Source organism: Streptomyces sp. NBC_00271, from assembly GCF_036178845.1.
GTDB lineage: Bacteria > Actinomycetota > Actinomycetes > Streptomycetales > Streptomycetaceae > Streptomyces.
Map to the genome: position 1 here is coordinate 6224488 of NZ_CP108070.1, position 26227 is coordinate 6250714.

27 protein-coding genes are annotated in these 26227 nt (G+C 72.6%); 12 read left to right on the forward strand and 15 right to left on the reverse strand.

Translation table 11 applies throughout. From position 1 onward, the window contains the following. The first annotated feature begins 81 nt into the window (after nt 1–81). On the forward strand, nt 82–870 hold the full coding sequence (locus OG798_RS28385; RefSeq protein ID WP_328757886.1) for a L,D-transpeptidase: 789 nt from the start codon (nt 82–84) through the stop codon (nt 868–870). Nucleotides 871–1044: 174 nt separating this feature from the next. On the opposite strand, the gene OG798_RS28390 is transcribed toward OG798_RS28385, so the two are convergent. After that, entirely contained in the window at nt 1045–2172 is a 1128-nt protein-coding gene (locus OG798_RS28390; protein ID WP_328757887.1) for a hypothetical protein, read from the reverse strand. A gap of 433 nt (nt 2173–2605) precedes the next feature. On the opposite strand from OG798_RS28390, the gene OG798_RS28395 reads away from it, so the two are divergent. Then, on the forward strand, nt 2606–2809 hold the full coding sequence (locus OG798_RS28395; RefSeq protein WP_010986199.1) for a cold-shock protein: 204 nt from the start codon (nt 2606–2608) through the stop codon (nt 2807–2809). A 255-nt stretch (nt 2810–3064) separates the two neighbouring features. Then, nucleotides 3065–3343 carry an SCO5918 family protein gene (locus tag OG798_RS28400; protein ID WP_267062375.1) on the forward strand — a complete coding sequence of 93 codons (279 nt, stop codon included), beginning with the start codon at nt 3065–3067 and terminating at the stop codon, nt 3341–3343. 72 nt (nt 3344–3415) lie between these two features. On the opposite strand, the gene OG798_RS28405 is transcribed toward OG798_RS28400, so the two are convergent. The 6 genes from OG798_RS28405 to modA form a co-directional block, all read right to left on the reverse strand. Further along, the gene (locus OG798_RS28405; RefSeq protein ID WP_328757888.1) at nt 3416–4273 is read right to left on the reverse strand and encodes a hypothetical protein; all 858 of its coding nucleotides are present in this window, start codon (nt 4271–4273) and stop codon (nt 3416–3418) included. A 125-nt stretch (nt 4274–4398) separates the two neighbouring features. After that, nucleotides 4399–4821 (reverse strand): ATP-binding protein, encoded by a 423-nt coding sequence (locus tag OG798_RS28410; RefSeq protein ID WP_229889357.1) that lies wholly within the window; start codon nt 4819–4821, stop codon nt 4399–4401. A gap of 199 nt (nt 4822–5020) precedes the next feature. Then, nucleotides 5021–5482, reverse strand: coding sequence for a cupin domain-containing protein (locus tag OG798_RS28415; protein WP_323138738.1), 462 nt, complete (start codon nt 5480–5482; stop codon nt 5021–5023). Nucleotides 5483–5645: 163 nt separating this feature from the next. After that, on the reverse strand, nt 5646–6731 hold the full coding sequence (locus OG798_RS28420; RefSeq protein ID WP_121415557.1) for an ABC transporter ATP-binding protein: 1086 nt from the start codon (nt 6729–6731) through the stop codon (nt 5646–5648). Next, complete coding sequence (gene modB, locus OG798_RS28425; RefSeq protein ID WP_121415556.1) at nt 6728–7594, reverse strand: molybdate ABC transporter permease subunit; 867 nt, start codon at nt 7592–7594, stop codon at nt 6728–6730. The genes OG798_RS28420 and modB overlap by 4 nt, the downstream gene beginning before the upstream one ends. Further along, nucleotides 7591–8427 carry a molybdate ABC transporter substrate-binding protein gene (gene modA / locus OG798_RS28430; RefSeq protein WP_328757889.1) on the reverse strand — a complete coding sequence of 279 codons (837 nt, stop codon included), beginning with the start codon at nt 8425–8427 and terminating at the stop codon, nt 7591–7593. Before modA ends, modB begins: the two co-directional genes overlap by 4 nt. A gap of 177 nt (nt 8428–8604) precedes the next feature. Here modA and OG798_RS28435 point away from each other — a divergent pair, with 177 nt between their 5' ends. From OG798_RS28435 to OG798_RS28445, 3 genes are all read left to right on the forward strand, one after another. Then, nucleotides 8605–9081: a molybdopterin-dependent oxidoreductase gene (locus tag OG798_RS28435; protein ID WP_121415554.1), complete on the forward strand. Its 477-nt coding sequence runs from the start codon at nt 8605–8607 to the stop codon at nt 9079–9081. 63 nt (nt 9082–9144) lie between these two features. Next, nucleotides 9145–10077, forward strand: coding sequence for a LysR family transcriptional regulator (locus tag OG798_RS28440; RefSeq protein ID WP_328757890.1), 933 nt, complete (start codon nt 9145–9147; stop codon nt 10075–10077). Between the two features lie 135 nt (nt 10078–10212). Next, a complete protein-coding gene (locus OG798_RS28445) occupies nt 10213–11373 on the forward strand; it encodes an NAD-dependent formate dehydrogenase (RefSeq protein WP_328757891.1) in 1161 nt (386 codons plus the stop codon). 67 nt (nt 11374–11440) lie between these two features. Here OG798_RS28445 and OG798_RS28450 read toward each other — a convergent pair whose 3' ends face one another. From OG798_RS28450 to OG798_RS28470, 5 genes are all read right to left on the reverse strand, one after another. Next, nucleotides 11441–11836, reverse strand: a complete 396-nt coding sequence (locus tag OG798_RS28450; protein ID WP_054234136.1) for a TOBE domain-containing protein — start codon at nt 11834–11836, stop codon at nt 11441–11443. A 55-nt stretch (nt 11837–11891) separates the two neighbouring features. Then, a complete protein-coding gene (locus OG798_RS28455; RefSeq protein ID WP_095853573.1) occupies nt 11892–12311 on the reverse strand; it encodes an XRE family transcriptional regulator in 420 nt (139 codons plus the stop codon). Between the two features lie 313 nt (nt 12312–12624). Continuing rightward, nucleotides 12625–13338, reverse strand: a complete 714-nt coding sequence (locus tag OG798_RS28460) for an RES domain-containing protein (protein WP_095853572.1) — start codon at nt 13336–13338, stop codon at nt 12625–12627. A 381-nt stretch (nt 13339–13719) separates the two neighbouring features. Beyond that, on the reverse strand, nt 13720–16158 hold the full coding sequence (locus tag OG798_RS28465) for a WD40 repeat domain-containing protein (RefSeq protein WP_328757892.1): 2439 nt from the start codon (nt 16156–16158) through the stop codon (nt 13720–13722). Then, nucleotides 16155–18317, reverse strand: coding sequence for an ATP-binding protein (locus OG798_RS28470; protein WP_328757893.1), 2163 nt, complete (start codon nt 18315–18317; stop codon nt 16155–16157). Before OG798_RS28470 ends, OG798_RS28465 begins: the two co-directional genes overlap by 4 nt. 19 nt (nt 18318–18336) lie before the next feature. Between OG798_RS28470 and OG798_RS28475 the strand changes: the two genes are divergently transcribed. Continuing rightward, nucleotides 18337–19833: an esterase/lipase family protein gene (locus tag OG798_RS28475; RefSeq protein WP_443053862.1), complete on the forward strand. Its 1497-nt coding sequence runs from the start codon at nt 18337–18339 to the stop codon at nt 19831–19833. Between the two features lie 107 nt (nt 19834–19940). Further along, nucleotides 19941–21467, forward strand: coding sequence for a serine/threonine-protein kinase (locus tag OG798_RS28480; RefSeq protein WP_095853569.1), 1527 nt, complete (start codon nt 19941–19943; stop codon nt 21465–21467). Nucleotides 21468–21511: 44 nt separating this feature from the next. Here OG798_RS28480 and OG798_RS28485 read toward each other — a convergent pair whose 3' ends face one another. The 3 genes from OG798_RS28485 to OG798_RS28495 all read right to left on the reverse strand — a co-directional run bounded on the left by OG798_RS28485 (nt 21512) and on the right by OG798_RS28495 (nt 23336). Then, complete coding sequence (locus OG798_RS28485) at nt 21512–22048, reverse strand: universal stress protein (RefSeq protein ID WP_267062382.1); 537 nt, start codon at nt 22046–22048, stop codon at nt 21512–21514. 215 nt (nt 22049–22263) lie between these two features. Then, on the reverse strand, nt 22264–22695 hold the full coding sequence (locus OG798_RS28490) for a hypothetical protein (RefSeq protein ID WP_267062383.1): 432 nt from the start codon (nt 22693–22695) through the stop codon (nt 22264–22266). 68 nt (nt 22696–22763) lie between these two features. Continuing rightward, complete coding sequence (locus OG798_RS28495; protein ID WP_267062384.1) at nt 22764–23336, reverse strand: SigE family RNA polymerase sigma factor; 573 nt, start codon at nt 23334–23336, stop codon at nt 22764–22766. A 265-nt stretch (nt 23337–23601) separates the two neighbouring features. Here OG798_RS28495 and OG798_RS28500 point away from each other — a divergent pair, with 265 nt between their 5' ends. From OG798_RS28500 to OG798_RS28515, 4 genes are read left to right on the forward strand one after another with little or no spacing between them, the layout of a single operon-like run. Next, a complete protein-coding gene (locus OG798_RS28500) occupies nt 23602–24132 on the forward strand; it encodes an SAV_915 family protein (RefSeq protein ID WP_267062385.1) in 531 nt (176 codons plus the stop codon). After that, complete coding sequence (locus OG798_RS28505; protein WP_267062386.1) at nt 24132–24434, forward strand: DUF6317 family protein; 303 nt, start codon at nt 24132–24134, stop codon at nt 24432–24434. The genes OG798_RS28500 and OG798_RS28505 overlap by 1 nt, the downstream gene beginning before the upstream one ends. Further along, nucleotides 24434–25723: a WXG100 family type VII secretion target gene (locus OG798_RS28510; protein ID WP_267062387.1), complete on the forward strand. Its 1290-nt coding sequence runs from the start codon at nt 24434–24436 to the stop codon at nt 25721–25723. The genes OG798_RS28505 and OG798_RS28510 overlap by 1 nt, the downstream gene beginning before the upstream one ends. After that, nucleotides 25701–26222, forward strand: coding sequence for a hypothetical protein (locus OG798_RS28515; RefSeq protein WP_267062388.1), 522 nt, complete (start codon nt 25701–25703; stop codon nt 26220–26222). Before OG798_RS28510 ends, OG798_RS28515 begins: the two co-directional genes overlap by 23 nt. The last annotated feature ends 5 nt before the right edge of the window (nt 26223–26227 follow it).

The window sequence follows — 26227 nt, forward strand, 5'->3', positions numbered from 1 at the left end:
CGGGTTCCGCGGGCTCCCCGGAATCGCCGGGCTCCGCGCGCTCGCTGCATCCGACGGACGAGGGGAAGAGGGAGGACGACCGTGTCCGATGAACTCGCCTCCGGCCTGCGAGAGTTGGCCCAGGACGCCGAGACTCCCCCGTCGGTGTCCGGCGCCGAGATCCGGCTGCGGGCCGTACGCCGCAGGCGTCGGCGTTTTCGATGGACCGCCGTGACCGTCGCCGGTGCCTGCGCCGCCGCGAGCCTGGCCCTGGTCGTGGCCCTGAACCCGACCGGCGGCGACCGCGAGGACCACCCCTCCCCGGCCGCGAGCCCCACCGCCCCGCCCAGCAGCCCCTTCCCGGCCGCGCCCGACGCCACCGTCGACCTCTCGCGGCGCATGCTGACGGTCGCGGGCCGCGAGCTGCCGATCTCCTCCGGTTCCGTCCGCTACCCCACGGCCGGCGGACGGATGCTGGTCGTCTCGAAGGACAGCGTCAAGGCGCTGCCCATGTTCGCGGGGAAGTACTTGGAGAAGGTGGCCTGGGCGATCGGTCTGCGTGCCGCCGACGGGACGACGAACTTCGTCGGAACCCTCATGGCCGACGAGAAGGCCCCCGGGAACTACGACATCACGACCGGCTGGATCGGCCTGCGCCGCGCTGACGCGCTATGGCTGTACAAGCAGTTGGAGCCGGGCGCGGTGATCGAGATCAGGGGCGCGGCCACCCCGACCCCGACCCCGACGGTGGACCTGTCGCCGTCGGCGACCGAGGGCACGGTCCTGCCGGGCGGCACCGGCGGCGCCGTGACCTCTCCCGGTCGGACCGCCGACACGCCCGTGCCGCCGGTGTCCGCAACGCCGTCCGTGGCGGCGGTACCGGCCGAGTAGGTGCCGTCGTTGCGCCGCACGGGAGTCCGGGGGACGCGCTTCCCTAGGATCTGACCCCATGGGAACACTCGGGGCGCGGGGAACTGCGCGATCAGCCCCCACCGGCCTGCGGGCGAGGCACTTCGGGTGGCGGGGGTTCGGGGCGCAGCCCCGTTCTGGTGTCGGGCCCCGGGGTCAGCCCTCCTGAACGGTGTCGGAGGTGTCGGAGGTGTCGGCCGTGGCGGTGTCGGCGATGGTGTCGTTGTCGGTGGTGTCGTCGGGGCTTTCGGTGAGGGGTTCCGTGGGCCTGCCGGTGCGGGGGTCGACCGGCTCGGTGCGGGGGGCGGCCGGGGCGGTGCGGGGGGCGCGCGGCGCAGTGGTGGGGGCGGCCGGGGCGGTGCGGCGGGCGCGCGGCGCAGAGGTGGGGGCGGCCGGCTTGGTGAGGGAGTCGAGCGGCGCAGTAGTGGGGGCAGCGGGCGCGGTGGAGGGGGCGGCCGGCTCGGTGGAGGGCGTGGCCGGCTCGGTGGAGGGGGTGGCCGGCTCGGTGGTGGGGGGGCGGCCCGCCAGGACGTCCTGGAGTCGTTGCGTACCGACTTGGACCGCCTGCTGGGTGGAGTCCTGCGCCGCCCCGCCGAGCCCACCGTTGGTGAGGGAGACCGCCCGGTCCCCGACCCGCACGGCGGCGAAGTCCAGCGTCAGCATCGGCGCCGCGCCGGAAGCGGCGTCGGCGGGCGACGCACCGCTCATCGTCAGCCGCAGCCCCTCCCGCGCATCGCCCACCCCGGGCAACACCGCCGGCACGACCGTCACGTTGAGCTGCCCACCGTTCACGTCCGTGGACGTGAACTGCGCACACTTCGTGGGCAGCGTCCGCAACCAGGCCAGCTTGGCGTCCACCTCCGAAGGAGCGGCGTACGCGGCGACCTGGTAGCGCAGTTGCGCCGCGTTGCCGCTCTCGTCGAGGCCCACGACGGCCCGGGCCCCCGTCGGCTCGCCCAGCAGATCCTCGGCGTACAGACCGTCGAGCAGTCGCTGACAGTCCGGCGCGTCCGTCCTGGTCTTGAGGAGCCCGTCCCGCCAGGTCGCCCCGCCCTGTGTCGCGGACCAACGACCGCCCAGCTCGCCCTGGGTGATCAGCGCGGCCGAGGCCTGGGCGTCGGTGAGGGAGGGGGTGGCGGAGGTGGCGGGCGGCACGATGGGCGGCGCGTCCGCGTGTCTCATGACGCCGGGCAACGAGCACGCGGACGCCGACACCAGGGCGCCCGCGGTCAGGGCGCGGGCGAGGAGACGGTACGGACCGCTCGGACCGGTCGGAACCTTCATGGCGGGGGCCTCCAGGGGGCGGGCGCGCGAGTTTTCCTCTCACGCCACCACCGGGCCCGGTGGCCCACCAGCCGCACCGGGCCGTCCGGGTGAGCGGCCCGGCCGATCACCCCGCCACGGCCCGCAGGACCGCCCCGGCAAGGCTCTGCGGGCACATATCTGTCATGGCCGTGGTAGAAAATGGGCCGCCGTCCGGGCGGTTTTTTTATTCCCCCGGGCGGGGTGAGATAGTGCGCCGCCCTTCGGGAGCTGCACGTGCTAGTGTCGATATCAGTTGCAGTTGTGGTTCCCAAAGTCTTGGAGCGTACTTTCCGGTCCGTACCGGTCGGTCGCTTCTGAATTATCCGGAAGTTTTTCCGGATGGGGCAATCATTGCGGCGACGCGGACCCGCACAGTGTGGGTCCTCGAGCTTTGCCCCGAAGGAGATTTGACATGGCTACTGGCACCGTGAAGTGGTTCAACGCGGAAAAGGGCTTCGGCTTCATCGAGCAGGACGGCGGCGGCGCCGACGTCTTCGCCCACTACTCGAACATCGCCACCCAGGGCTTCCGTGAGCTCCAGGAAGGCCAGAAGGTGACCTTCGACGTCACGCAGGGCCAGAAGGGCCCGCAGGCGGAGAACATCGTCCCCGCCTAGTCCGGGACCCGCTGACGCCTGACTTCTGAGTCGGCCGACGCTTACAGGTGGCCGGGACCTGCACCATGAGGTGCGGGCCCCGGCCACCTGCTTTTTTTCTCCCGTCCGGGTCGGCCCCGGTTCAGTCCCCCCGTTCCCCGCCGTTCCCGGTCGTTCCGGATTGAATTTCCGGCGAATTTTCTGGCCGCTGTGCCCACTTTCCGGTACGCCGCGCCCACCTTCCGGCGCCGTGAAACTTCATCCCGCGGAGACACCATGCGTTGTGTGATCGCCCGTTTCCCCTTCGACCTCATCAAGAGCGAGGTCGAGCACTCGATGGCGGGCCGCGAGCCCGAAACCGTCACCAGCGCGTCCGTGGTCATCGGTCCGCAGACCTACCCCGTCAAGCAGGTCGGGGAGGTCATCACCAAGCAGGACCGCCGTGACTTCACCGAGGTCGAGGTCGCCCGGGCCCTCACCCGTCTGGGTTTCGTCTGCCACCCGACCGTCACCCCGGCCCGTTCCGCCGTCCCCAGCTGGGCCGAGACCGCGTAACACCCCGTTCGGCCCAGCAACCCCGGGCCTTTTTCCGGACCGGCCGGACCTGCGCAGTCGAAGAAGATCTCCTCAGCCCTTCATCCACGGGGCGCCGGGGACACCCGTCCGCACCCTCGTCGCCACGAAGTCCACCGTCGCGTAGCGGCCCGGCGACATCCGCGCCGTGACACGGCGGAGATTGCCGTCGGTGTCGATCCAGTAGGTGAGAGTGGAGTCGTCGGCGAGGCTCGCGGAGGCGCTCGGGGCAGGGCGCGGGCCGGAGAAGACGCCGTAACCGTGGCCGTCCAGGCGTTCGTCGCGCAGCCACAGCGGACCCGAACGGGCGAGGAGCGCCGCGTTGTCGGGCCGGTCCGCGGCCACGGACACCACCAGGCGCAGGGCTCGATCCAGGGGAGCCGTCGAGTAGGGGCGGCGGGTCCACTCCTCACGCTTGAGGGTGCCGGCCCTGCGGGCGGCCTGCGCGGCGGTCGTCACGATGTCCGGGGCGGGAGGCCTGGCCGTCGTTCGGCCGGGCTCGGCGCCGGGCGCGGCAGCCGGCGGGCGGGCCACGGCGACGCCCTCCAGGTCCCAGGCGAGCAGGCCCTGCACGGTCCGGGTGTCGTCGACGATCTCGTACGCGCCCACGGCCCGGCGCACATGGTGGTCGACCACCGCACGCACCGTGATCGCCCCGTCCCCCGCCTCCGCCGCGGGCAGCCGCACCGTCACCTCCGCAGGACTCGCCTCGTACGCGCGGAACCGGGCCAGTGCCATGCGCAGGGCCTCGTCCGCCGAGACCGGGTGCGGGGACGCGCCTGTGTTGCCGGAGAGCAGCAGCAGGAGGGCGGTCAGGGCGCCCGCCAGCGCCGTCGTGGCCGCGACCGCCGTCACCCAGATCTTCTTGCGCGGCCCGCGCGGCTTGCCCGGCTCGCGCGGCGGTTGCGGCACGTGGAGCTCGTGAGGCTCGTGAGGAGAGAAGCGCATGCTTGTCTCTACCTGCGGGCGGGCTCTCCACCGGTCGACTCCGCTGGACGGGCCGCCCCGGGTCACTCTCCCGGGTGAGGCGGGCGGGACTACACCGCCAGGATCGCCCGGACCGTCTTGCCGCCGACGCCCGTGTTGACGACCTCGAAGCGGTGGGCGAGTTGCTGGACCATCGCGAGGCCGCGACCGCTTTCGGCGTCGGTGTCCACCAGGCCGACCCGGGGGCGGCCGGGGCTGTCGTCATGGACCTCGACGGTCACCTCGCCGCCCTGTCCCAGCTGCAGCCGCAGCCGGCAGCCCGTACGGCCGTGCCGGACGGCGTTGGCGACGAGCTCCGAAGCGATGAGCGTGGCGTCGTCGACCTGGTCGGCGGTCGGCGCCGCCGTCCGCGGACGCGGACGGGTCAGGAACGCCGAGGTCAACCTGCGGGCCCTGCCTGCCGAAACGGCCGCGCGCGGCAGTGTGTACTCCACGCGGGCGGTCAGTCGGACGGCGCGCTGCTGCGCACGCATGACAACCTCACTTCCCCTCCCAGGACAACCGGTACCCGGCGACCGGACCCCCGCCGGCCGGGACCCGCGCGAACGGTGCGCGGCCGGTCCTGCCTTCGGGTGATGCCCGCCCCTGGCGATCGGCAACCAGGGGCGGACGTCACAAAGCCGCTAAGGATGTGCAGAGTTGCTGGTCGTTCACGGCAGGGTCGCCGGTGGTTCACGACCCGTTGCCGAGGAGGCGGAAGTCCGCGTAGTCGAAGCCGGGGGCCACCACACAGCTGACCAGGACTTCCTGGTCGCCTGCCGGGCGGGCGGACTGCCAGACGTGGCCGGGGACCAGGATCTGCGGGCGTTCGCCGCTTTCCAGGGCGGGTCCCAGACGTAGGACCGCCGGCTCCGCGTCCGGGGCTTCGCCGTCGCCGCCGAGGAGCAGGTCGAGGGGGCCGCCGCGGTGCCACAGCCACAGTTCGTCGGAGCGGACCGTGTGCCAGGCGCTGGTCTCCCCGGGGGTCAGCAGGAAGTAGATGGCGGTGGCGACGGCCCGGGGACCCGGGTAGCCGTCGGGCTGGAAGTCCCGCGCTGCCCTCCACGTCTCCACGAACCAGCCGCCCTCGGGATGCCTCCGCATGCCCAATGCGGTGGCCGTCGCCGGCTTCTCCGGATCGGTGCTCGTGTTCACTTTCCGTCCTTCCGCTCGAAAGTTCTCCGACCACTCCCGTGTCCCACAGGAGTCTGAAAGGGGGTGGGGATGCCGACCCTTTACCGAAGAATGCTCGGTCTGCTGACCCGGATCGGGGTGCGGTTTCTTGATCTCGGTTCGGGTGCGGCGGTGGTCTACCGGCTCAGGCCGGATACGCGTGCGTCTGGGCGGCCTTCACCGTCGCCCAGACCGGCGCCCCGGTGTGCAGGTCGAGCTCGGCGGCGGCGACCGTCGTCAGGTCCGCGGCGAGCGCGAGCTCTCCGGTGAGGGCCGCGCGGATCTGGTCGCCGTGCGTCTCCAGGCCCGCGACCTCGCACCGCCACAGGTTGCGCGCGCTGGAGCCGGTGGGACGGTCGCGGTACAGCGTGACGGCACTGGGCGGGAACGCCACGAAGACGGGACCGGCCAGGTCCTCGGTCGTGGTGATCGCCGGACCCGTGTCCAGTCGTACGGTGTGGCCCTCGGCCGCGCCCCGGTAGAGGTTGAGGCCGACGAGCTGGGCGATGTAGTCCGTGCGCGGGTGGCGGGCGATGTCCGACGGTGTCCCCTCCTGGACCACCCGGCCGTGTTCGACGACGACCAGCCGGTCGGCGAGCACCATCGCGTCCAGCGGGTCGTGCGTCACGAGGACGGCGACGGCCTCGAAGTCGCTGAGGTGGCGCCGGAGTTGGGAGCGCACGTCGAGGCGGGTGCGGGCGTCCAGCGCGGCGAGCGGCTCGTCGAGCAGGAGCAGCCGGGGGTGGGTGGCCAGCGCGCGGGCGAGCGCGACGCGCTGCGCCTGTCCGCCGGACAGCCGGCGCGGCTTGGCGGCCGCGTGCTCGGCCAGCCCCATCCGCTCCAGCCACTGCGCCGCCCGCTCCCGCGCCGCCGCCTTCGGTACGCCCTGGCAGCGCGGCCCGAACGCCACGTTGTCCAGGGCGGACAGGTGCGGGAAGAGCAGATAGTCCTGGAAGACGACGCCGACCGGGCGGGCCTCGGGCGGCGTACGCCCCAGGTCCGCGCCGTCCAGCCGGATCAGGCCGCCGTCGGACAACGGCGTGAGCCCCGCCAGCGCCCGCAGCGCGGTGCTCTTGCCCGCCCCGTTCGGCCCGAGCAGCGCGACGACGTCACCGGGCGCGGCGGTCAGGGCGATGTCGAGACGGAAGGTGTCGCGGTGGACGACCAGGTGGGCGTCGAGGCCCTTGTCGGAGGCGTAAGGCCGGCCCGGGGGAAGCGTCGGGTCCGTCATGACGGCGCCGCCGTCCAGCGGTCCCTGAGGCCCGCCAGCACCGCGATCGACACCGCCAGCAGGACCAGGCTCAGGGCGATCGCGGCGGCCGGGTCGTTCTGGAGGGCCAGGTAGACGGCGAGCGGCATGGTCTGGGTGCGGCCGGGGAAGTTGCCGGCGAAGGTGATCGTCGCCCCGAACTCGCCGAGGGCGCGCGCCCACGCCAGTACGGCACCGGCGGCGATCCCGGGCGCGATCAACGGCAGGGTGACCCGGCGGAACGCGGTGAACCGGGAGGCGCCGAGCGTCGCGGCGGCCTCCTCGTAGCGCGGATCGGCCGCCCGGAGCGTGCCCTCCACGCTGATGACCAGGAACGGCATCGCCACGAACGCCTCCGCGACGACGACGCCCGCCGTGGTGAACGGCAGCGTGATCCCGAACCACGAGTCCAGCCACTGCCCGACGACGCCGTTGCGCCCGAGCGCCAGCAGCAGCGCGACACCGCCCACGACCGGAGGCAGCACGAGGGGCAGCGTCACCAGGGCCCGCACGAAGCCCCGGCCGGGGAAGTCCGTACGGGCGAGGAGCCAGGCCAGCGGGACGCCCAGCACCAGGCTCACCCCGGTCGCCGCCGTGGCGCAGACCAGGGACAGCTGGAGCGCCTGCCAGACCTCCGTACTGGTCAGCTGGTTCGGGAGGTCCCGCCAGGGGGCTCGTACGAGCAGGGCGAGCAGGGGGAGCAGGAGGAAGGCCAGGCCGACCAGGGCGGGGAGGAGGAGGGGGAGCGGGACCCCGGCCGGCCGGCCGCCCGTCCGGACGCGCCGACGCCGCGGCCCACCGGTGAGGGTGTCGGCCGCGGCGTCGGAGGCGTCCAGCTCGGTCACGGCTGCAGGAATCCCGCGGCGGTGAGCACCTTCTGGCCCTCGGCGGACTGCACGAGCGCGATGAACGCCTTCGCCGCCTCCGCGTTGGGCGCGTCCTTGAGCAGGGCGATCGGGTAGTCGTTGATGGCCTTGGCCGACTCGGGGAACTCCACGCCCTCCACCTTGTCACCCGCCGCCTTCACATCGGTCTTGTAGACGACGGCGGCGTCGGCCTCCTTCAGCTCCACCTTCGTCAGGGCGCTCTTGACGTCCTGTTCGTAGGAGGCCGGGGTGAGCTTCAGCTTGCTCGCGTCCAGCGCCTTCTGCGCGGCGGCACCGCACGGCACCGTCTTGTCGCAGAGTACGACCTTGAGGCCGGACTTCGTGAGGTCCTTCAGGGAGGCGACCTTGTCGGGGTTGCCGGGCAGGGTCGCGATCTCCAGCTGGTTGCGCACGAAGGTCGCGGGCGTGGTCGCGGCGTCCTTCTTGTCCGTCACGATCGCCATCGTCTTGGGGCTGGCGGCGGCGAACACGTCGGCCGGGGCGCCCCCGGTGATGCTGGCGGCGAGCGTGTCGCTGCCGCCGAAGTTGAAGGTGACCTTCGTGCCCGGGTTGGCCTTCTCGAACTCCTTGCCCAGGGTCGTGAAGCTCTCCTTGAGCGAGGCGGCGGCGAACACGGTCACCGTGCCGGAGAGCTTCGGCGAGGAGGAGGCCGAGGTGTCCGACTTCGGGGAGGAGTGGGAGGAGGAGTCGGAGTCGGAGGACGAGCAGGCGCTCAGGGCCAGCAGCGCGGCGGCACCGACGCCGGCCACGCGCAGAGTGCGGGTGCGGGTCCGGCGCGTGGATCGGGTCATCACGGGTCTACTCCCTCGGAAAAGCCTCAGGCATGCCTACGCCGATCATACTTCCGCAGATGCAAGCCGGAAGTCTCCTGTCGCATCGCATGAGCTGCACGATCGTTGCCTGTATCTATGCATGTGCGTTTGTACGGGACCGACTCCTGGGTACGGACATGCGGGAGGTGGTGCCCAGTGGGGCAGTCCCCGACTCAGTCGCCCGCTCACCCGCTCGCGTCGGTCGCCCTGACCGGAGACCTCGCCCGCCCGGTCCGGCTGACCGTGCCCGACCTGTTGGCCTGGCCCCAGCACCGGGCCCGGGTCAGCTTCGAGTGCGCCACCAGCGGCGTGCAGCAACACCGTTTCGAGGGGCCCCTGCTGCACGACGTCCTGCACGACGCCGGACCGGGCTTCGACCCCGCCCGCCGCAAGGACCGGCTGCGTTTCCTCATCGCGGTGGCCGGGGCGGACGGCCATCACGCGCTCCTCACCTGGGCCGAGATCGACCCGGACTTCGGGCACGCCCCGGTCCTCCTCGCGGTCGGCATCGACGACACCCCGTTGGATATGGCGGGCCCCCAGCTCGTGCTGCCCCAGGACCGCTGCGGCGCCCGGCACATCAGCGGCATCAACGCGATCCGCGTGGACGGGCGCTACCCGTCGTGGACGTAGACGGGCAGGGCATGGACGCCACGCACACGCGTCTGCGAGCCTGACCCGCCGGGGAGGTCGTGGATGCTGCTGCGTCAGCTGGAGTACCTGGTCGCGCTGGCCAGGGAGCGGCACTTCGCCCGCGCGGCGGCCGCCTGCTTCGTCTCGCAGCCCTCGTTGTCCGCCGCGATCCGCCGTCTCGAACACGAGCTGGACGTGCCGATCGTGCGCCGGGGCAGACGGTACGAGGGGCTGACCCCGGAGGGGGAGGTGGTACTCGCCTGGGCGCACCGCATCCTCGCCGAACGCGACGCCCTGCACCAGGAGTTGTCGGCGCTGCGCGGCGGCCTCACCGGCACCCTGCGCCTGGGTATCGTCCCCACCGCGCTGCCCGCCGCCTCCCTCCTCACCACCCCGTTCTGCGAACGCCACCCGGGGGCCCGCGTCGCCCTGGAGTCCCTGTCGTCGGCCGAGATCACCCAGGGGCTCGCCGAGTTCGAACTCGACGCGGCGATGACGTATCTCGACGACGAAGAGCTCCGTCACGTACGCCGCTTCCCGCTGTACGAGGAGCGGTATGTGCTCCTCACCCCGGTGACCGGTCCGCTCGGCGCGGCGACGACCGCCCGCTGGGCGCACGCGGCCGCCCTGCCCCTGTGCCTGCTGAGTCCCCGGATGCGCAACCGGCGGATCATCGACGAGTGCTTCGCGGCGGACGGCGCGCAGGCGACCCCGGCGATCGAGTCGGACAGTGTCGCCGGGCTGTACGCGCATCTGCCCAGTGGCCGCTGGTCCAGCGTGATCTCCCATGCCTGGCTGCACATGTTCGGGGTGCCGGAGGGGATGCGGGTGGTTCCGTTGGAGGGGCCCGCGCACGGACCGAGGGTGGGGCTGGTCGTGGCGCGGGACGATCCTCCGTCCGTCCTCGCGGAGGCGCTGTTGACGGTGGCGCGGGAGGCGCGGGTGAGGGACGCGCTGGACACTCTGCTCCACACCTATCTGGGCGGGCGCGGCTGACGGCGGGAGTTGATAGCCGCCGTCTATCCGGGCATAGCGAGGTTCGCTTTGACCAGCGCGATCGGCTCCGAGGATGGTGACAGCACCGTCCGTTCGACGGAGCCCACGATCAACGGAGTTGAGGAGAGCCGCGTCATGGCCAAGGTGCTCTGCGTGCTGTACGACGACCCGACCGACGGATACCCCACGACGTACGCCCGGGACGATCTCCCCGTCATCGACCACTATCCCGGCGGCCGGACCACGCCCACCCCGAAGGCGATCGACTTCACCCCCGGCCACCTCCTCGGCAGCGTGAGCGGCGAACTCGGTCTGCGCCGCTTCCTGGAGGAGCGCGGGCACACCCTGGTCGTCACCTCCGACAAGGGCGGTGACGGTTCCGTCTTCGACCGGGAGCTGCCGGACGCGGACGTCGTCATCTCGCAGCCGTTCTGGCCCGCCTATCTGACCCCCGAGCGGATCGCCGCCGCGAAGAACCTGAAGCTGGCGATCACGGCGGGCATCGGCTCCGACCACGTCGACCTCGACGCCGCCGTCGCCCACGGGGTGACGGTAGCTGAGGTGACGTACTCCAACAGCATCAGCGTCGCGGAGCACGTCGTGATGATGACGCTCTCGCTGGTGCGCAACTACCTGCCCTCCCACCAGGTCGTCCTCGACGGCGGCTGGAACATCGCGGACTGCGTGGCCCGCTCCTACGACCTCGAAGGCATGCACGTCGGTACGGTCGCCGCCGGCCGCATCGGCCTCGCGGTGCTGCGCCGGCTCGCGCCCTTCGACGTGAAGCTGCACTACACCGACCGCCACCGCCTGTCCGAGGACGTCGAGCGTGAACTCGGGCTGGTCTGGCACGAGAGCGCCGCCGACATGGTCCCGCACTGCGACGTCGTCACCATCAACGCCCCGCTCCACCCGGAGACCGAGGGACTCTTCGGCGACGAACTGCTCGCGAAGATGAAGCGCGGCGCCTATCTCATCAACACGGCCCGGGCGAAGATCACCGACCGGGACGCCGTCGAACGCGCCCTGCGCAGCGGGCAGTTGGCGGGCTACGCGGGTGACGTCTGGTATCCGCAGCCCGCTCCTGCCGACCACCCCTGGCGCACCATGCCGCACCACGGAATGACCCCGCACATCTCGGGTTCGTCGCTGTCCGCGCAGGCCCGTTACGCGGCGGGCACCCGGGAGATCCTGGAGTCCTGGCTCGACGGGACCCCGATCCGGGACGAGTACCTGATCGTCGACGGGGGTGCGTTGGCGGGGACGGGGGCGCACTCGTACTCGGTCACGCGCTGATTCGTACGCCGTCACGCGCCGAGTCGTACGCCGTCATCCGCTGAGGGAGCAGCCGGCCGCCGCCCGTTCAGACCCGGTCGATGTGCACGTTCGTCGACTTCACGCGGGCGGTGGCCTCCATGCCGACCTCGAGGCCGAGTTCCTCCACGGCCTCCCGGGTCAGCAGGGAGACCAGCCGGTGCGGTCCGGCCTGGATCTCCACCTGGGCCGCCACGTCGCCGAGCTTCACGGCGGTGACGATGCCCGGGAACGCGTTGCGCACAGAGGTGTAGGAGGCGTCCTCCTCACCGCTGCCGCCCTTGGCGAGCTCGACGGAGAACGCGGCCAGATCCCGCCCGTCGATCAGCCGCCGCCCGCCCTCGTCCCGGTGCGTCGCCATCCGCCCGGCGTCCGCCCACCGCCGTGCGGTGTCCGGGCTCACGCCGAGCAGCCGGGCCGCCTGACCGATGGTGTAGGACTGCATGCGCGCCAAGATAGGCGCGAGATCCTTGCATATGCAAGCAAGCCCTTGGGCCGCGTCAGAGATCGCCCTTGACGTACGAGCGGGCCGCCGCCATGACGTCCTTGTGCCGGTCCTCGGCGATGGCCTGCAGCGGTGAGTCGTCCTCCAGCTGCGGATTCATGCCGATCATCCAGGCGCGTGCCGTGTGGCAGTTCTCCTGGAGCTCGATGATCTGGAACACCTGGTAGGCCGCCCGCAGGCGCAGCTCGGAGTCGATTCTCGGGCTGTTCTGGGCGCTGGACCACTTGCCGACCTGCTTCGGGTCCTCGATACCGGCGATGAACGCGGTGAGCTTCTGCCCGAAGTTGTCCTGGAGGAAGCGCGCTATGTCGGCGATCGACTTCTGGACCGTGTTGGCGTGCGCGGTGGTCTCGGTGACCTTGTCGGTGACGCTCGTGGTGACCGTCTTGGCCGCGGGCTCTCGCAGTGGCTGCATGATTCCTCGCTTCCTGGCGGTCATGAAACGGGTAAGACGCGGGATGGCGCGAGGGGCGACAGACGGGGTGTCAACATGGCGTCTCCTCAGTTGTGTTGAGGGAAGTCTACCCGTGCGAGGGTCTCTCACTCCACCGTTTTCCCCCCTTCAATCCCCTGTGAAATCCCCCCTCGAAAGTGGCGTGAGGGGTTTGACCAGGGATTTTCTCCGGTGCCGCCGGTGGGTGCGGGACGGAGCACCGCTCGATCGGGCGACGCGGGTGCGGCCGAACGCCCGGGGCGCGGGCGCCGTTCGGCGGACCCGAAGGCCCCGTTCAGAAGATTCGCAGGCCGTACTCCGCCGCGACCGCGCGCAGTTCGGGGGACTCCGGCTGGATGGGGCGCCGCTCGGCCTCGACGAGATCGACGTCGTGGAAGATGGCCCAGCAGGTGCGGCCGCCGTATCCGGAGCGGTAGGCGATGCCCTGGGCCAGCCGGTGGCCGGCTTCGTTGCGCTGGGCGACCGTCCAGGCCGCGATCTGCCGGGCGAGCCTGCGGTCGCGCCCGTGGATGTGCAGGTCGGTGAGCGGGGGCTCGATGTCCCACGCCGCCAGCTCGCCCTGGAGTTCGCGCGCGAGGACGGCCCGGGTGGCCTCGGCGTCGACGTCGAGGAACTGGGCGTCCTTGGCGGGTTCGAGCCGGACCAGGATGTGGTCCTCGCGCCAGCCCGAGGCCAGGTGGCCGAGCCTCATGTGGCTGGGCCGCTCGTCCCACTCGTGGCCGATGAGCCCGCGCAGCTTGGGATGGACGCGGAAGGGCGCGAGCGCCTCGGCGTAACAGCCGGCCGGATCGCTGGCGCAGTACAGCATTCCGTAGGTGGCGAGGCTGAAGCGGCCCGCGCTGGAGCCCTGACTGGTCTCGGGTTCGAGCCGGTTGTACTCCTTGGGGTGGTCCCTCTTGCCCAGCCGCCACACTCCGCGTTCCGGAGCGGGGACGAGGGACGGTGACGGTAAGTGGGCTGTGGTCACCGCCGAAGGGCTGTTGTTCATCCTGGTCCTCGCTGCTGAGCCGATGGTCTGCGGCCGCTGCCGCACTGCCGGGGCGCCGCCCGGCGGGCCGAGGGTCCCGGGCTCGGGTGGCCCGCGCGGCCCGCGTGCCGTGCGGAAGGCGCCGCGCGGTCCGCGCGGTCCGCACGAGGCGCGCGTCCCTGTGTCCCGCAGGTTCCCGTGCCCGTACGTTCCCGTGCGCGTACGTTCCTGTGCCCGTACGTGTCTCTCGCCCGTATGTTCCGCCGGAACATGCGGGCGATCATTCTCCCGTAGCGCGCGCCCCGGGATGACCGCTTCCACGCCGTGGCGGGGGCGCGAGAGGGGGGCGCTGGGGCACACGGGAGGCGCACGTCCATATTCGGCGGTCCGGTGGGCGCCGGATCAGCGCCCCTCCATTCGGATGCCGAACACGCATACGCCAGCGACTCCGGCCGCGAGGAGGACGGGGTGCGCGAGGTGCGGGCCGCCCGGCTGCCGGGCGTCGAGCACGTCGAGGGCCCCGAGCGGGCTGCCCGTCACGATCCGCAGCAGGTGCGAGCCGGTGTCGGTGTCCCACAGGTGGATGGTCCCGCCGGGGCCCGTCGCCGCGAGGCAGGGGCGGCCGGCCGCGGTCCGGAAGAACGCCAGCGCGGCCACCGGCCCGTCGCCGATGTCCAGCCGGCGCCCGACCGGCCGCCCGGTGCCGGGATCCCAGAGCCGGATCGTGCCGTCCTCCCCGCCGGACGCGACGAGGACGGCACCGTCCGGCTCGTCGACGGGCACGGCGGCGACGGCGTTGACGATCCGCTGCTCGCAGTGGAGCGGCGCTCCCACGGGCCGCAGTGTGACCGGATCCCAGAGCCGGACGGTCCCGTCGGTGCCCGCCGAGACGATCCGCGGACCCTGCGCCGTGTCGAGCACGGCGACGTCCCGGACGCTGAGCAGATGGTCCTCCCGGCAGGCCAGCGCACACACCCGGTCGAGGTCCCAGAGGCGTACGGTGCCGTCGGCGCCCCCGGTGACCAGCAGGGTCCGCCCGTCGTGCGGGAAGGCGGCCATCGACCGCACCGGCAGGCTGTGGCCGAGGAGCCCGGCCAGCCGTGCGGGGGCGGCGTGGGCGCCCCGGTCCAGGGACCACAGCTGGACCCCGGCGTCGCTGTGCGCGGTCACCAGCAGGGGTTCGCCCCGGACGAGCGCCGAGGCGAAGGCGGTCACCGTGGCGTGGCCCGTCGGGAGGGGGACCGGGCGGCCGGTCCCGGTGTCCCACAGCGCCGTACCGGACTCGTCGGCCACGGCGATCAGCGGCGCCCCGGCGGTGGGCCCCGGACCGGACAGCGCCGCCGCGGTGACGGGCCGCCGGACCGCGCGCCCGGCGCCGACGCCCGGGCCGCCCGGCTTCCAGCGCCGCAGGGTGTGGTCCGCGCCGGCCGAGACGAGGAGTTCCTGCCCGGCCGGGGCGAAGAGTTCCCGCGAGGTGCCCGGCAGGGTGGTCAGAGCCACGGGAGGAGCGGTGTGCCCTTCCAGCGGGCCGCCGATCGCCGCGCCCGTCCGCGCGTCCCAGACCCGCAGGGTGTGGTCGCTGCCCCCGGACGCCACCGCCGCCCGGCCCGCCACGGTCAGGGCGGTCAGGGCGACGACGGGCCCCGCGGGCGGAGCGGGCGCGACGGCCGTCTCCCGGCCCGTCGAGGCGTCCCGGAAACCGATGTACCCCGAGTCGTCGCAGAGCGCGTACCGCCCCGGCGCCGCGAGGTCCACCAGGGCCCGCACCGCCCCCTCGTGCTCGTGCTCGTGCGTGTACCCGTCGGCCCGCCGCGGATCCCAGACGCGCACCCGCCGGCCCTGGGCCACGGCCAGCGCCATCCCCTCCGCCCCGCCCAGAGAGACCCCGCTCAGCAGGGCCGGCGCGGGATCCAGGGAGGGCAGCGGGGTGTCGACGGGCCGGAAGGTGACGGGATCCAGCGCGCCGAGACGGCCGTCGCTGTGGGCGACGAGGACGACCTCCGGGGCGCCCTTCGCCGCGAAGAGGGTGAGGGCGCTGACCCAGGTGCCGGGGCGATGGACGGGTTCGGCGAGCAGCTGGCCCCGGGTGAGGTGCCAGACGCGCACCGAACCGTCGGTGCCCGCGGAGAGCAGCAGATCGCCCGGGAGCGGCAGCAGATGCTGGACCGCGCCGCCGTACGTGTGCAGCGGCGCCATCGCCGGTACGCCGTGCGGCTCCCACATGCGGATCGTGCCGTGGTTGTCGCCGCTGACCAGCAGGGAGCGGCCGTCGGTGGTCGTGGTGCGGGTCAGCGATTCGAGGCGGGTCTCGGAGACGGCCAGTACGTTGTCCTGCGCCGTCCAGTCGCTCCACAGCGGGGTGACGCGCGAGCCGGACACCCGCGCGGTGGACGGGTCGAGCGGGGTGCGGGGGCGGGTCGCCGCGTGATGGGCCAGGTGCAGACTCGTCAGCCGGGAGTGCGGACCGGCGCCGCCGATGAAGGGCTCGATGCGGGCCCACGCCTCCAGCCACTCCTGGCGTCGCGCGGCGCTCACCGCGTCGCTCTGCCGCAGCAGTGTGCGCACGTTCGCGCTGGACTCCCAGGGCAGTACGGCGAGCGGTACATGGGCGTCGTCGAGGACCTCGCCCCGGGCCGCGTGCTGGGCCAGGTGGCGGCTGAGATACGGGTGGGGCGGGATCGTCGGGTCCGCGGCGACGAGCCGGGCCAGCGCCTCGGCGATGAGCCGGTGCGCGTCCTTCGTATCGGCCCACGCCTTCGAGTCGTCGGCCCATGTCTTCGAGTCGCCCGTGTCGGAGCGGCCCGGACGGGGCGCGCGGTACGGGCCGTCCGCGTCGCTCATACGGCGTCGCCCCCGAGGCCGGCCAGCAGGTCCTGGCGGGGATCCCGCAGGAGCTCGGCCAGGGCTTCGTGGGCCGGCCGGTACACCAGCCGGTCGTCCTCGTCGTCGTGGGCCAGATATCCGGCGAGCCTGCTCTTCAGCAGGTTCTCGATCATCCGGTCCGGCTCCTCGACCGGCCGGCCGAGCAGCGCCCCCGCGACGGCAGGCCACACGTCCGCCCAGGGGATGCCCGCGCCCAGCGCGAACGCGGCGGCCCGCAGCAGCGCGAGGGCGACCTCCGCGGGCAGCCCCTCGTCCTCGACGAGCGCCAGATCGCGCCGGAGCAGACCGACGGTGCCCGCCTGGAGCAGGTCGAGCCAGTCGGGGTTGCCCGCCAGCGCGTCGGGGTCGGACGCGTGGTGCAGCTGCTCGCCGGCCAGCCGGGCGTCCAGGAACGACGGCCAGACCCGCTTGGCGACGGTCTCGGCCGCATGCCGGGTGCTGTCGCCGCCGGACGTCTCGGCGCCGACCAGCGCCTGGACGTAGTCGGCGATGTCGCTCTCGCTGTCCGTCTCGTCGGTACGCAGCACGGACGCCGTGGGAAAGACCTCCCGGAGCGCGCCGAGCAGCCCCGCCTCCCGCCCCGCGGGGCCGGGAGGGGCGGCGCGGTCCGCACGGGGACGGCTGCTGCGTACGCCGATCAGCAGCCGCAGGGACCGCTGCCGCTCCGGACGGCGCTGGCCGGGCAGGGCGGGGGCGGGGCCGCAGTGGGCGGTGAGCGGGGCGAGGACGTCCCTGACCACGCGGAAGGGTTCGACGGACTCGTCCAGGCCGTCGAGGACGAGGGTGACCGGGTCGCCCGGCTCGTCCAGATGGGCCAGCAGCTGGGCGCGGCGCAGTTCCACCGGGTCGTCGGTCGGCCCGGCCGGGCGCGGTGGCAGTTCCAGGGCGCGCAGCAGGTCGCCGAGCACGTCGGAGGCGGTGCGGTGGCGGGCCAGTACCGCGGCGGTGACGGAGCCCTCGGGCGGGACGGTCTCGGGCGCGGCCGAGCGCAGCGCGCGACCGTAGCGCGGGTCGTCGCGGAACAGCGGGTCGCTGAGCGTCACGGCTCGCGCCAGCACGGCCGACTTGCCGCTCCCGGCGGTTCCGGTCAGCAGCAGGACACCGCGGGGACGGCCGAGGAACGCGGTGACGGCGCGGCCCAGTCCCTCGCGACCGCTGAAGTACCAGCCGGGGTCGGTCTCCTGGGGGCGGCCGCTGGCGCGGTCGAGCCAGTGGTCGACCTCGTCGGCGGGGGTGGCGACCTGGCGGCGCGCGGGCCCCACGAGTTCCCGTACGGGACGGTAGCCGGGGTTCGGCAGACAGGGCGTCAGGGCGGTCTGGCCGCCGCCGTCCAGGACCCGCTTGAGCCGGTGCTTGCGCCGCTCGGTGTCGGTGCCGAGTTCGCTCTCGAACTCCGTCATCAGATGGGCGACGCTCAGCCAGGGCGTGGTGATCTGGGCGGTGGTGCGCAGCCGCTCCAGCACACGGCGCATCACCGAGGGGAACTGCCGTACCTGGACCAGCTGGTCGTGGGCGCAGGTGGCGACGACGTCCAGGCTGCCGCCGGTGCGCCGGCTCGGCAGGATCTCCTGGTGCAGCTTCTCCAGCTCCTCGGCGATCCCGGCCGCGTAGCAGGTGTTGATGACGACCAGGACGTGTTCGGCGCGGGAGTCGAGGGCGGCGGCGACGATCTCGCTGGTGCGGATGGCCGTGGCCAGCTGGCGCCGGGGTTCGGTCCTCGGCAACTGGAGGAAGTGGGTGCGGGAGGCGCCCAGTTGGCCGTGTCCCGTGATGAAGACGACCAGGGCGCGGCCGCGCGTCTCGCGCACCTTGCTCTCGTGCAGGAAGCGCTCCACGTCGTAGCGCTCGCGCAGCTCCGGCGCGGGCACGTGGGTGAAGGGCTCCGGCGCTCCCGGGGCGCACCACCAGTCGGCCACGACCGAGAGCTGCTCGTCGATGCCGGCGGTGAACTCCGCGTCCCCGTCGCCGTAGTCACGGACGGCGAGGGTCAACAGGGTGCGCCGCGCGGAGTCCTCCTCCACGGTGTTCACCGACGCTCGGCCCGCCGTGGCCTGCCCCGTATCGCCGGCGTCCCCCGGCTCCCCGATCCTGACAAGCCCGCCCGCCCGCCCTCGCATGCTCTCTATTCTTCCCGCCATGACCGAGCCGTCGCAGCCCAATACCGCAGGCCGCCGCATGGACGAGCGGCCCTACAGCCTCCCCGGCCTCTCCCCGAACACGACGCAGGACGCCGTCGTCGTCGTTCCCGGCATCATGGGGAGCGAGTTGTACGACACCGAGTCCGGCGACGTCGTCTGGGGCCTCGCGAACGCCGGATGGCTGCTGAAGGCCTGGACGGCGCCCCGGGGCTTACGCGCCCTGCGCCTCACGTCCGACGAACGCGAGGGCCGCCTCGGCCGCATCCGGGCCCGGCGCCTGCTGCGCACCCCCGCCTGGAGCCCGTTCCTGCGCGGCATCGAGCCCTACAACGACCTGGTCGCGACCGTCACCCGGAGCGTGGCCGACCCGGAGGCCGTGCTGCCCTTCGCCTACGACTGGCGGCTGTCCGTCGCCACGAACGCCCGGTTCCTCGCCGAGGCGGCGCGCGAACACCTGGAGCGGTGGCGGCGGCACCCCGCACACGCGCTCGCCCGCAAGCACCGGGTCGACGAACGGGAGGGCCGGCTCGTCTTCGTCGCGCACTCCATGGGCGGACTGCTCACCCTCGCCGCTCTCACCGACGGCCCCGACGGCGACCTCGCAGCGGACACCCGTGGGGTGATCACCCTCGGTACGCCCTTCCAGGGGGCGGTGGCCGCCGCCGCGATCCTCAACACCGGGCAGGGCGCGCCGGTTCCGCTGCCGCACGGCAGGCTCAGGAGGCTCGCATACACCATGCCGGGCCTGCACGACCTGCTTCCGACGTTCCCCTGTCTCGACGAGGGCCTGAACATCCGCCGGCTCAGCCCCACGGACATCGCCGACCTGGGTGGCGACAAGGATCTGGCCGTCGACTCCCAGACCCTGCACGACACCCTGCGCGGGCGGGCGCTGCCCGGGCACCGGGCGCTGGTGGGCATCAGCCAGCCCACCTTCCAGTCCCTGACCCTCAGTCAAGGCGTGGTGACCGCCTCCGAGCACTGCTACCGCGAGCACAGCGACGGCGAGCTGATGCGCGACGAGACCGGCGCCCCGCGCCGCTTCGACGTGGGTGGCGACGGCACCGTACACAAGGAGTCCGCCACCTCTCCCTCGAACCGCGCCATCGTGCCCCTCGCGCTGCAGCACGGTGCGCTGGCCCAGGGGGAGGCCGCGTTGGAGGCGGTGACCTCGTTCCTGGAGGAGGACGAGCACCTAGGTCCCCCGCAGGCCGGGGCACGGGTCGGCATCGAGGTCCCGGACCTCGTCGCGCCGGGCACGCCCTGGACGGTCCGGGTGCGCGGCGTCGACAGTCCCGCGGGGCTGGACTGCGCGGTCGAGGAGGTCGGCGGGGCCTTCGCCGGACCCGCCCGGCTGTACGGCGACGACGACCACCTCGCGGCCCGTGTCACCGTGCCCGCGCCCGGCCTCTACCGGGTCACCCTGGACACGGGCGACCCGACTCCGCTGACCCAACTCGTCCTCGCGGCCCCTGACGAGCGGGACGACGGCTGAGACTGCCCCGCAACCTGCGCCGACTATGGTGTCGACACGAATCGAACGCGGAATGGTTCGAACCGGTCCGGAGCGAGCGCTCCGGAAGGAACGGCAAGGGGCACGCGGTGGCGGACGAGGGGCGGCTGGTCGCCGGGCGCTACCGGCTGATCGAACAGATCGGCCGTGGCGGCATGGGCACGGTGTGGCGTGCCGAGGACGAGGTCCTCAGCCGGGAGGTCGCGGTCAAGCGGCTGCATGTCCAGCGGCACCTGACCGACGACGAGCTCGCCACCCTCCACGAGCGCACCCGCCGCGAGGCGCGCAGCGCCGCCCGTATCGCCCATCGCCACGTGGTCGTCGTGCACGACGTGGTGGACGACGAGGGGTTGCCCTGCATCGTCATGGAGTACGTGCACTCCACGACCCTCGCCGCCCTGCTCACGGACGGCGGCGCGGTGCCGCCCACCGAGGCCGCCCGGATCGGCCTCGGCATGGTCGCCGCGCTGCGGGCCGCGCACGCCGCCGGGGTGCTGCACCGTGACGTCAAGCCGGGCAACGTCCTGCTCGGCGCCGACGGCCGCGTCGTCCTCACCGACTTCGGCATCGCCATGGCGACCGGCACCTCGACGCTGACCAAGACCGGCGAGATCATCGGCTCGATCGACTACATCGCGCCCGAGCGGATGCGGGGCAAGAAGCCCGGACCCGCCGCGGACCTGTGGGCGCTCGGGGCGACCCTCTACCAGTCCGTCGAGGGGCGGCCCCCGTTCCGCAAGGCCACGGCCGTGGAGACGGCGTACGCCATCGCCGTCGACCCGGTCGACCCCATGAAGCAGGCCGGGCCGCTGGAACCTCTCATCGACGCGCTGCTCGCGAAGGAACCGCAGGAGCGGCCGTCGGCGGAGGAGGTGGAGCGGGTGCTGAGGGAAGTGGTGTCGGGGGTACCGACGCAGCTGACGCCCACACGCCCGGTACCGATACCGGCACCGATACCGGCGTCGTCGCAGTCTCCGGCGACCGCGACGACGGTGGCACCGGCGCGGGAAGACGCACCGCCCCGGGCTCGTGGGCGCCGGGTGGCCGTGTGGAGTGCGGTGGCGGTGGTGCTGGCGGCCGCGACGGTGGCGGGCGGGTGGTCCATGACCCGGGACGGCAAGAGCGGTGGCACCCACCACAAAGCCGCCGCTGCCACCTCCGCGCCCCCGGCCGTTCCCGCGGGCTATCACCTGGTCACGGAGAAGAAGCTGGGCGTCTCCTTCCCGGTCCCGGACGGCTGGAAGCGCGGCAAGGCGAGCTCCGAACAGGTCACCTACGCCGACGAGACCGGTCTCGTGGGCCTCACGATCGGCATGGTCGAGCCGGCGGGCGCGAACCCCGAGTCGCACTTCACGAACATCGAGGCGAACACCAAGCTCAACTACCCCGACTCGTACCGGAAACTGCGCATGCAGCGCACCACGTTCCAGGAGAAGCCCGCGGCCGTGTGGGAGTTCACCTTCAAGGGCCGGGTCCGGGCGTTCCGCGCCATCGACCTGGGCTTCGGGCAGGAGGGCGGCCGGGAGTACGACATCTACCTCTCGGCTCCGGACCTCAAGTGGGACACCTTCCGCCCGGTCTTCGACACGGTCTCGGCGGGCTTCCGGGTCGGCTGAGCCCGGACGGCCGGATCGGGACGGCGGCGGGTCGGGGCAGTGGTTCAGGACCTGCCGTCCGTCAGTTCGCTGGCGTCGAGCGGCAGGCGCAGGCTGACCCGGCGGCGTACGGAGGCGAGTTCGCGGTGCAGCGGTGAGCGCGGTACGGCCAGCACCGGGCAGGCGGCGTGCGCGAGGCAGTAGCGCGCGACGGACGGGAACAGCGCCCGGCGCATCCGGCCGCGTCGCCCGCCGCCGATCACCAGGAGGTCGCCGAGCCGGTCGGCGGTCCGCACCAGGGCGCGTCCCGGCCGGTCCCACACGACCAGCCCCCGGCACGGCACCCCGGGCCCGTCGGTGCCGAAGGCCGTGGCGAGGGCGGTGAGCAGCCGGTCGTCCGCCATCTGCCGGAACTCGGTCATCGGCGGCGCGAGCATCGAACTCGGGTGGGCGAGCGCGCCGCGCGGCGGTTCCCAGGCACCCACGGCCAGCAGCACGGCGCCGGTGCGGCGTGCCTCGAACGCGCCCCGGTGCAGCGCCGCCAGACTCCCCGGCGAACCGCTCACCCCCACGACGACCCGCCGCCGCTCTCCCTCGCCCATCGCTCGCTCACCCCTCGGCGTACGTCGACACGGGTATCCGCGTTCCATCGAACGCGGGGGGAGGGCGACGGGCCAGAGGGTTGGCGGTGACCTGACACGGTCCCGACCGTTCATGACACTTCGGCACACTCCTCTGTCGTCTCTGTCGTCTCTGTCGTCCGCCCCGGTCGTCGGAGCTCGCGACGACCGGGGCGGGGCGGTTGAGGTGCCTTGGATCAGCCGGCGCAGAGGGTCAGGTTGATGGTGGCGCCGATGGACACGGTCTTCGGGCTGTGCGGGTCGACCGAGTGGACCGAGCCCGGCTTGCCGTTCTTGCCGCAGTCCACCTTGCCGACCGTGCCGAGCTTGAGCTGGGACTTCATCAGCAACTGCTTGGCGAAGTCCAGGTCGAGGCCCGCGAACTCGCGCTTTATTGTGCTGCCGTTGACCAGAACGGTGGTGGCGTCGTCGGTCGCGGTGGTCGCGGCGGCGGGCCTCGAGGCCTCCGAACCGTTGGAGACGGCGGTGGCCAGGGCGGTGCCGCCGCCGGCCACGATCAGGGCGGCGCCGAGACCCACGATGGCCGTGACGCGCTTGCGGCGGGTCTTGCGCACGATGCCGACGGTGTCGACGGTCGGCGCGTCGGCGGAGTTCGCGAATGCGTTCATGGCGTTCACCAGTTCCTCTTCGAAGGGTGTGTAACCGGTGCGGCTGGAAGGCCGTGCATCGTGTGAAGTCATCGGTTTCCTTCCGTGGGCCGCTGCGGTGAAGGGCCGGGGAGCGCGGGGAACTGGCTTCTCAGCTTCTCGATCCCACGAGCGAGCTGGGACCGTACGGTACTTGCCGAGATCTTCAGATCGGCCGCGATCTCCGCATCCGACAGATCGTGGAAGTACCGCAGGACCACGACCGTGCGCATCCGCATCGGCAGCTGCTGAAGGGCGCGAACGAGCTGGTCCCTGCTGTCTATCTGCCCGAACTCGTCCCCCGGAGCGGCCCGGTCGCCGTCGCTGTCGGAGTGCGGGGTCGTGCGGCGGAATCTTCGCCAACGGTCGTTCGCCAGGTTCACCATGATCCGCCGCACATAGGCGTCGGGGGCGTCCTTGGCGGCGATCGTGCGCCACTTGCGGCAGGTCCGTTCCAGGGTCTCCTGGAGCAGGTCCTCCGCGGCTTCGCGGTTTCCCGTCAAGACGAGGGCGCCACGGAACAGGGCGGCCGACCGGGCGGCGACGAAAGCGGGAAAGTCCATGTCCAGCGACTCGGTCCCGCCGCGCTCGGCGCCCAGCTTCCACTCGGTTGCCAGATCCACACGCTCCTCCCTTCCTGTCACCCCTCCACGACGGGGCAGCCCCCTCGTCTGCTGCACGGCGGAGATGAGAGCTGGGTCACAGCGGCCGTATCGGTTGAGCATGTGGTCGGTATGTGGTCGGTATGCAGTAGGCATGCACTCGGCATGTACACGGCTCGGCAGCCTGACATAGCGGGATTTGCCCTCGGGGCCGGTCGTTAGGGTGAGCGCGCCAAAACGTCCGGGTTGAACCACGCCCACGGTGAAGAGTGAAGGGGTGACGGCGGTGGGGGCGCCGATACGGTCGCACATTTCCGACTACGCCGAGACCGGGCCGGCCGAGCCGTCGGCCGAGGCCGGTTCCTCGGCCCTGGAACCTCGTCCGTCGAACCCGGAGCCGCGTCGTTCGCGGCTGCTCGACTACGCCGAGGCGGAGCCGCCCGTACGGCCGGACGCCGAGGGACGGCAGGCCCCGAAGCCCGGCGTTCCGGCCTACCACACCCCCGTGCTCGTCCCGGCCCATCCGCGCTACGTCGACGCGCTGGACGCCTCCGGCCGCCCCACCCGCGTGCCCTTCATCGCCTACGAACTGTTCGAGCACCCCACGGACGGGACCGTGGCCTTCGCCTTCACCACGCCGGCCCGGCTGGTGGCCGCGCTCGGTGAGGCCCAGCCGTGGGTCGCCACGTCGATCGGGCCGCTCGCCGAGGGAGTGCGCGAGCACGGCGTCACCGTCCGCGTCGACCCGCGCGTCGCGCCCGGACACCACAACTGGCTGCCGGACGATCTGGCCGCCTACGCACGGGAGGTGCGCTGATGCCGCCCGACTTCAAGGCGGTCCTGAGCGACCTCACCTCGATGTCCAAGACCTTCCACGGCGAGGCCACCCACTACCGGAACCTGCACGACCAGGTGGCCCCGCCCGTCGTCAGCGGCGGTGACAGCGGCCTCGACCACGCCATCAAGGAGGTCGCCGACCTCATCGTCGCCCTGCACACCGGCTTCGCCGACCGGCTGGACGACCACGGCGACAAGGTGACGTACGCCCGCGACTCGTTCCAGCGGCACGACATCGACGTACACGGTCTGTTCGAGGACCTGATGGTGGGGGACGGCTGATGAGCGACAGCTGGGTCGGCGGCGACATCGGTGGACTGCGCACGATGGCCGAGACGTACAAGAACGCCAAGAAGAAGCTCGAGGACGTAGTCCATCCGCTCAGCAGCGCGGTCGAGGAGCTGGTCGGCGACGCGAACTGGAAGGGCGACGCGGCCGAGACCTTCCGCGCCGCCTGGAGCGAGGACGCCCTCACGGCGGGCGCCTTCGCGGGCCTCGTCCACGACGCGGGCGACATTCTCGACACCCTCGTCGGCGCGCTGTCCGCCTGCGAGACCGCCCTGCAGAACGCCGAGCACATCGCCGTGAAGAAGGGCGTACCCATGGGCGCCCAGGGCGCCCCGCTCCAGTTCGTCACGTCCGATCCGCCGAGCGCCGACGAACAGCGGACGATCTCGGCGTTCGGCGAGTACGACAAGGTGCGCACGGAGATACTGCATACGGCGCAGCACGCGAGGTTGGTCGCGGCGGACAAGTTGCGGGGGTTGTACGCCCAGGTCACCGCGTCGGTGTCACCGGGTGACAAGATCACCCTTGCCGACTACCTGCGCGGCCTGTACGCCTATGACGCCGAGGACGCCCGGGTCGGTGGCGCCAAGGCCCGCACCGAACTCGACGACGCCAAGGCCGAGGAACAGGCGGCCAAGAAGGAACTCCGCGCCGAGCGCAAGGCCTTCCAGAAGGCAGGCCGCGCACTGCCCAAGGACCTCCCCGCCAAGAGCGCCTACCGCGACGCGATGACGAAGGTCGACTCGCTGGAAGAGGACATCGCCCGCGCCGACCACGGCAGCACCAGGCTCCCCTACGACCGGGCCCTGAACGTCAAGCTGACCGACGCCGCGGCGGCGCTGCGCGCGGGCGAGAGCGTCGACAAGCTGCCCGACTTCCTCAAGGAGGTCCCGGTCCTGGACGTCGCCGCGGCCGGTGCCTGCGGGATTCTCGAAGCCTCCGACGACCACGACAAGGGCTGGTCCTGGCAGCACTCCGTCACGGTCGACGGCGGCGCCAACCTGGCCGGCCTGGCGGCCGGTACGGCCATCACGGCGGGCCTGGTGGCGGCCGCGCCCTTCGAGGCACCCGCGATCGTGGTGGCCGGGGTCGGCGGCGCGGTGGTGGTCGGCGCGACCGGGGTCATCGACCACGCCTTCCACGAGCACTGGAGCGAGGACATCCACGACCACGGCGTCGTCGGCGGGGTGCTGCACGGCACCGGCCATGTCTTCACGGAGACCGGGCACGATTTCGTACGACTGAAGGATGACGTCTGGCATGGCATCAAGAGCCTCTTCTGAAGCCCCGGCCTCCGGAACTCCCGCCCGCATCCCGGCGCTGCCGGGGCTCGGCACCACCTGGTACGAGCGTGGTGCGCGCTACTGGCTGCGTCGTGCCTCCGGGGCCGTCCTGTGGTTCGCCGTGCTGGCCTTCGCCTGCTACATCGCGCTCGTGCTCTACCAGTCGTTCCGCGGCGGCCTGCCGTCAGGCGTGCGCACGGTGTGGGACTGGGCGCAGGTGGCCGCCTCCTGTGTGGCCTTGGTCTGGGGGTGGGTGGTGCAGCGCAGGGGCCACCGCAGGGACCTCCTGGACCCGCCGACCCCCGGCGAGGCCCGCGGCCGCAAACGTGACCAGACCCGCCGTTCCACGGGGCTGGCCCTTGCCGGCCGCATCCTCTTCCTGATCGCGGCACCCGTCCTGCCGGCCCTTCTCGCGTACGCCGTCGGTTGGGTCCTCGCCGCGTTCACCGTCCGCGAGTACCCGAGCGAGGTCGGTGCGCGGCGGGTGGTGGAGGGCTGATCGGT

Excerpts from the sequence above, each read along its gene's own strand:
- OG798_RS28390 (WP_328757887.1), bottom strand. The coding sequence starts at position 2,172 with ATGAAGGTTCCGACCGGTCCGAGCGGTCCGTACCGTCTCCTCGCCCGC.
- OG798_RS28395 (WP_010986199.1), top strand. The coding sequence starts at position 2,606 with ATGGCTACTGGCACCGTGAAGTGGTTCAACGCGGAAAAGGGCTTCGGC.
- OG798_RS28400 (WP_267062375.1), top strand. The coding sequence starts at position 3,065 with ATGCGTTGTGTGATCGCCCGTTTCCCCTTCGACCTCATCAAGAGCGAG.
- OG798_RS28410 (WP_229889357.1), bottom strand. The coding sequence starts at position 4,821 with ATGCGTGCGCAGCAGCGCGCCGTCCGACTGACCGCCCGCGTGGAGTAC.
- OG798_RS28420 (WP_121415557.1), bottom strand. The coding sequence starts at position 6,731 with ATGACGGACCCGACGCTTCCCCCGGGCCGGCCTTACGCCTCCGACAAG.
- modA (WP_328757889.1), bottom strand. The coding sequence starts at position 8,427 with ATGACCCGATCCACGCGCCGGACCCGCACCCGCACTCTGCGCGTGGCC.
- OG798_RS28440 (WP_328757890.1), top strand. The coding sequence starts at position 9,145 with ATGCTGCTGCGTCAGCTGGAGTACCTGGTCGCGCTGGCCAGGGAGCGG.
- OG798_RS28445 (WP_328757891.1), top strand. The coding sequence starts at position 10,213 with ATGGCCAAGGTGCTCTGCGTGCTGTACGACGACCCGACCGACGGATAC.
- OG798_RS28450 (WP_054234136.1), bottom strand. The coding sequence starts at position 11,836 with ATGCAGTCCTACACCATCGGTCAGGCGGCCCGGCTGCTCGGCGTGAGC.
- OG798_RS28455 (WP_095853573.1), bottom strand. The coding sequence starts at position 12,311 with ATGCAGCCACTGCGAGAGCCCGCGGCCAAGACGGTCACCACGAGCGTC.
- OG798_RS28460 (WP_095853572.1), bottom strand. The coding sequence starts at position 13,338 with ATGAACAACAGCCCTTCGGCGGTGACCACAGCCCACTTACCGTCACCG.
- OG798_RS28465 (WP_328757892.1), bottom strand. The coding sequence starts at position 16,158 with ATGAGCGACGCGGACGGCCCGTACCGCGCGCCCCGTCCGGGCCGCTCC.
- OG798_RS28470 (WP_328757893.1), bottom strand. The coding sequence starts at position 18,317 with ATGCGAGGGCGGGCGGGCGGGCTTGTCAGGATCGGGGAGCCGGGGGAC.
- OG798_RS28475 (WP_443053862.1), top strand. The coding sequence starts at position 18,337 with ATGACCGAGCCGTCGCAGCCCAATACCGCAGGCCGCCGCATGGACGAG.
- OG798_RS28485 (WP_267062382.1), bottom strand. The coding sequence starts at position 22,048 with ATGGGCGAGGGAGAGCGGCGGCGGGTCGTCGTGGGGGTGAGCGGTTCG.
- OG798_RS28490 (WP_267062383.1), bottom strand. The coding sequence starts at position 22,695 with ATGAACGCATTCGCGAACTCCGCCGACGCGCCGACCGTCGACACCGTC.
- OG798_RS28505 (WP_267062386.1), top strand. The coding sequence starts at position 24,132 with ATGCCGCCCGACTTCAAGGCGGTCCTGAGCGACCTCACCTCGATGTCC.
- OG798_RS28510 (WP_267062387.1), top strand. The coding sequence starts at position 24,434 with ATGAGCGACAGCTGGGTCGGCGGCGACATCGGTGGACTGCGCACGATG.
- OG798_RS28515 (WP_267062388.1), top strand. The coding sequence starts at position 25,701 with ATGGCATCAAGAGCCTCTTCTGAAGCCCCGGCCTCCGGAACTCCCGCC.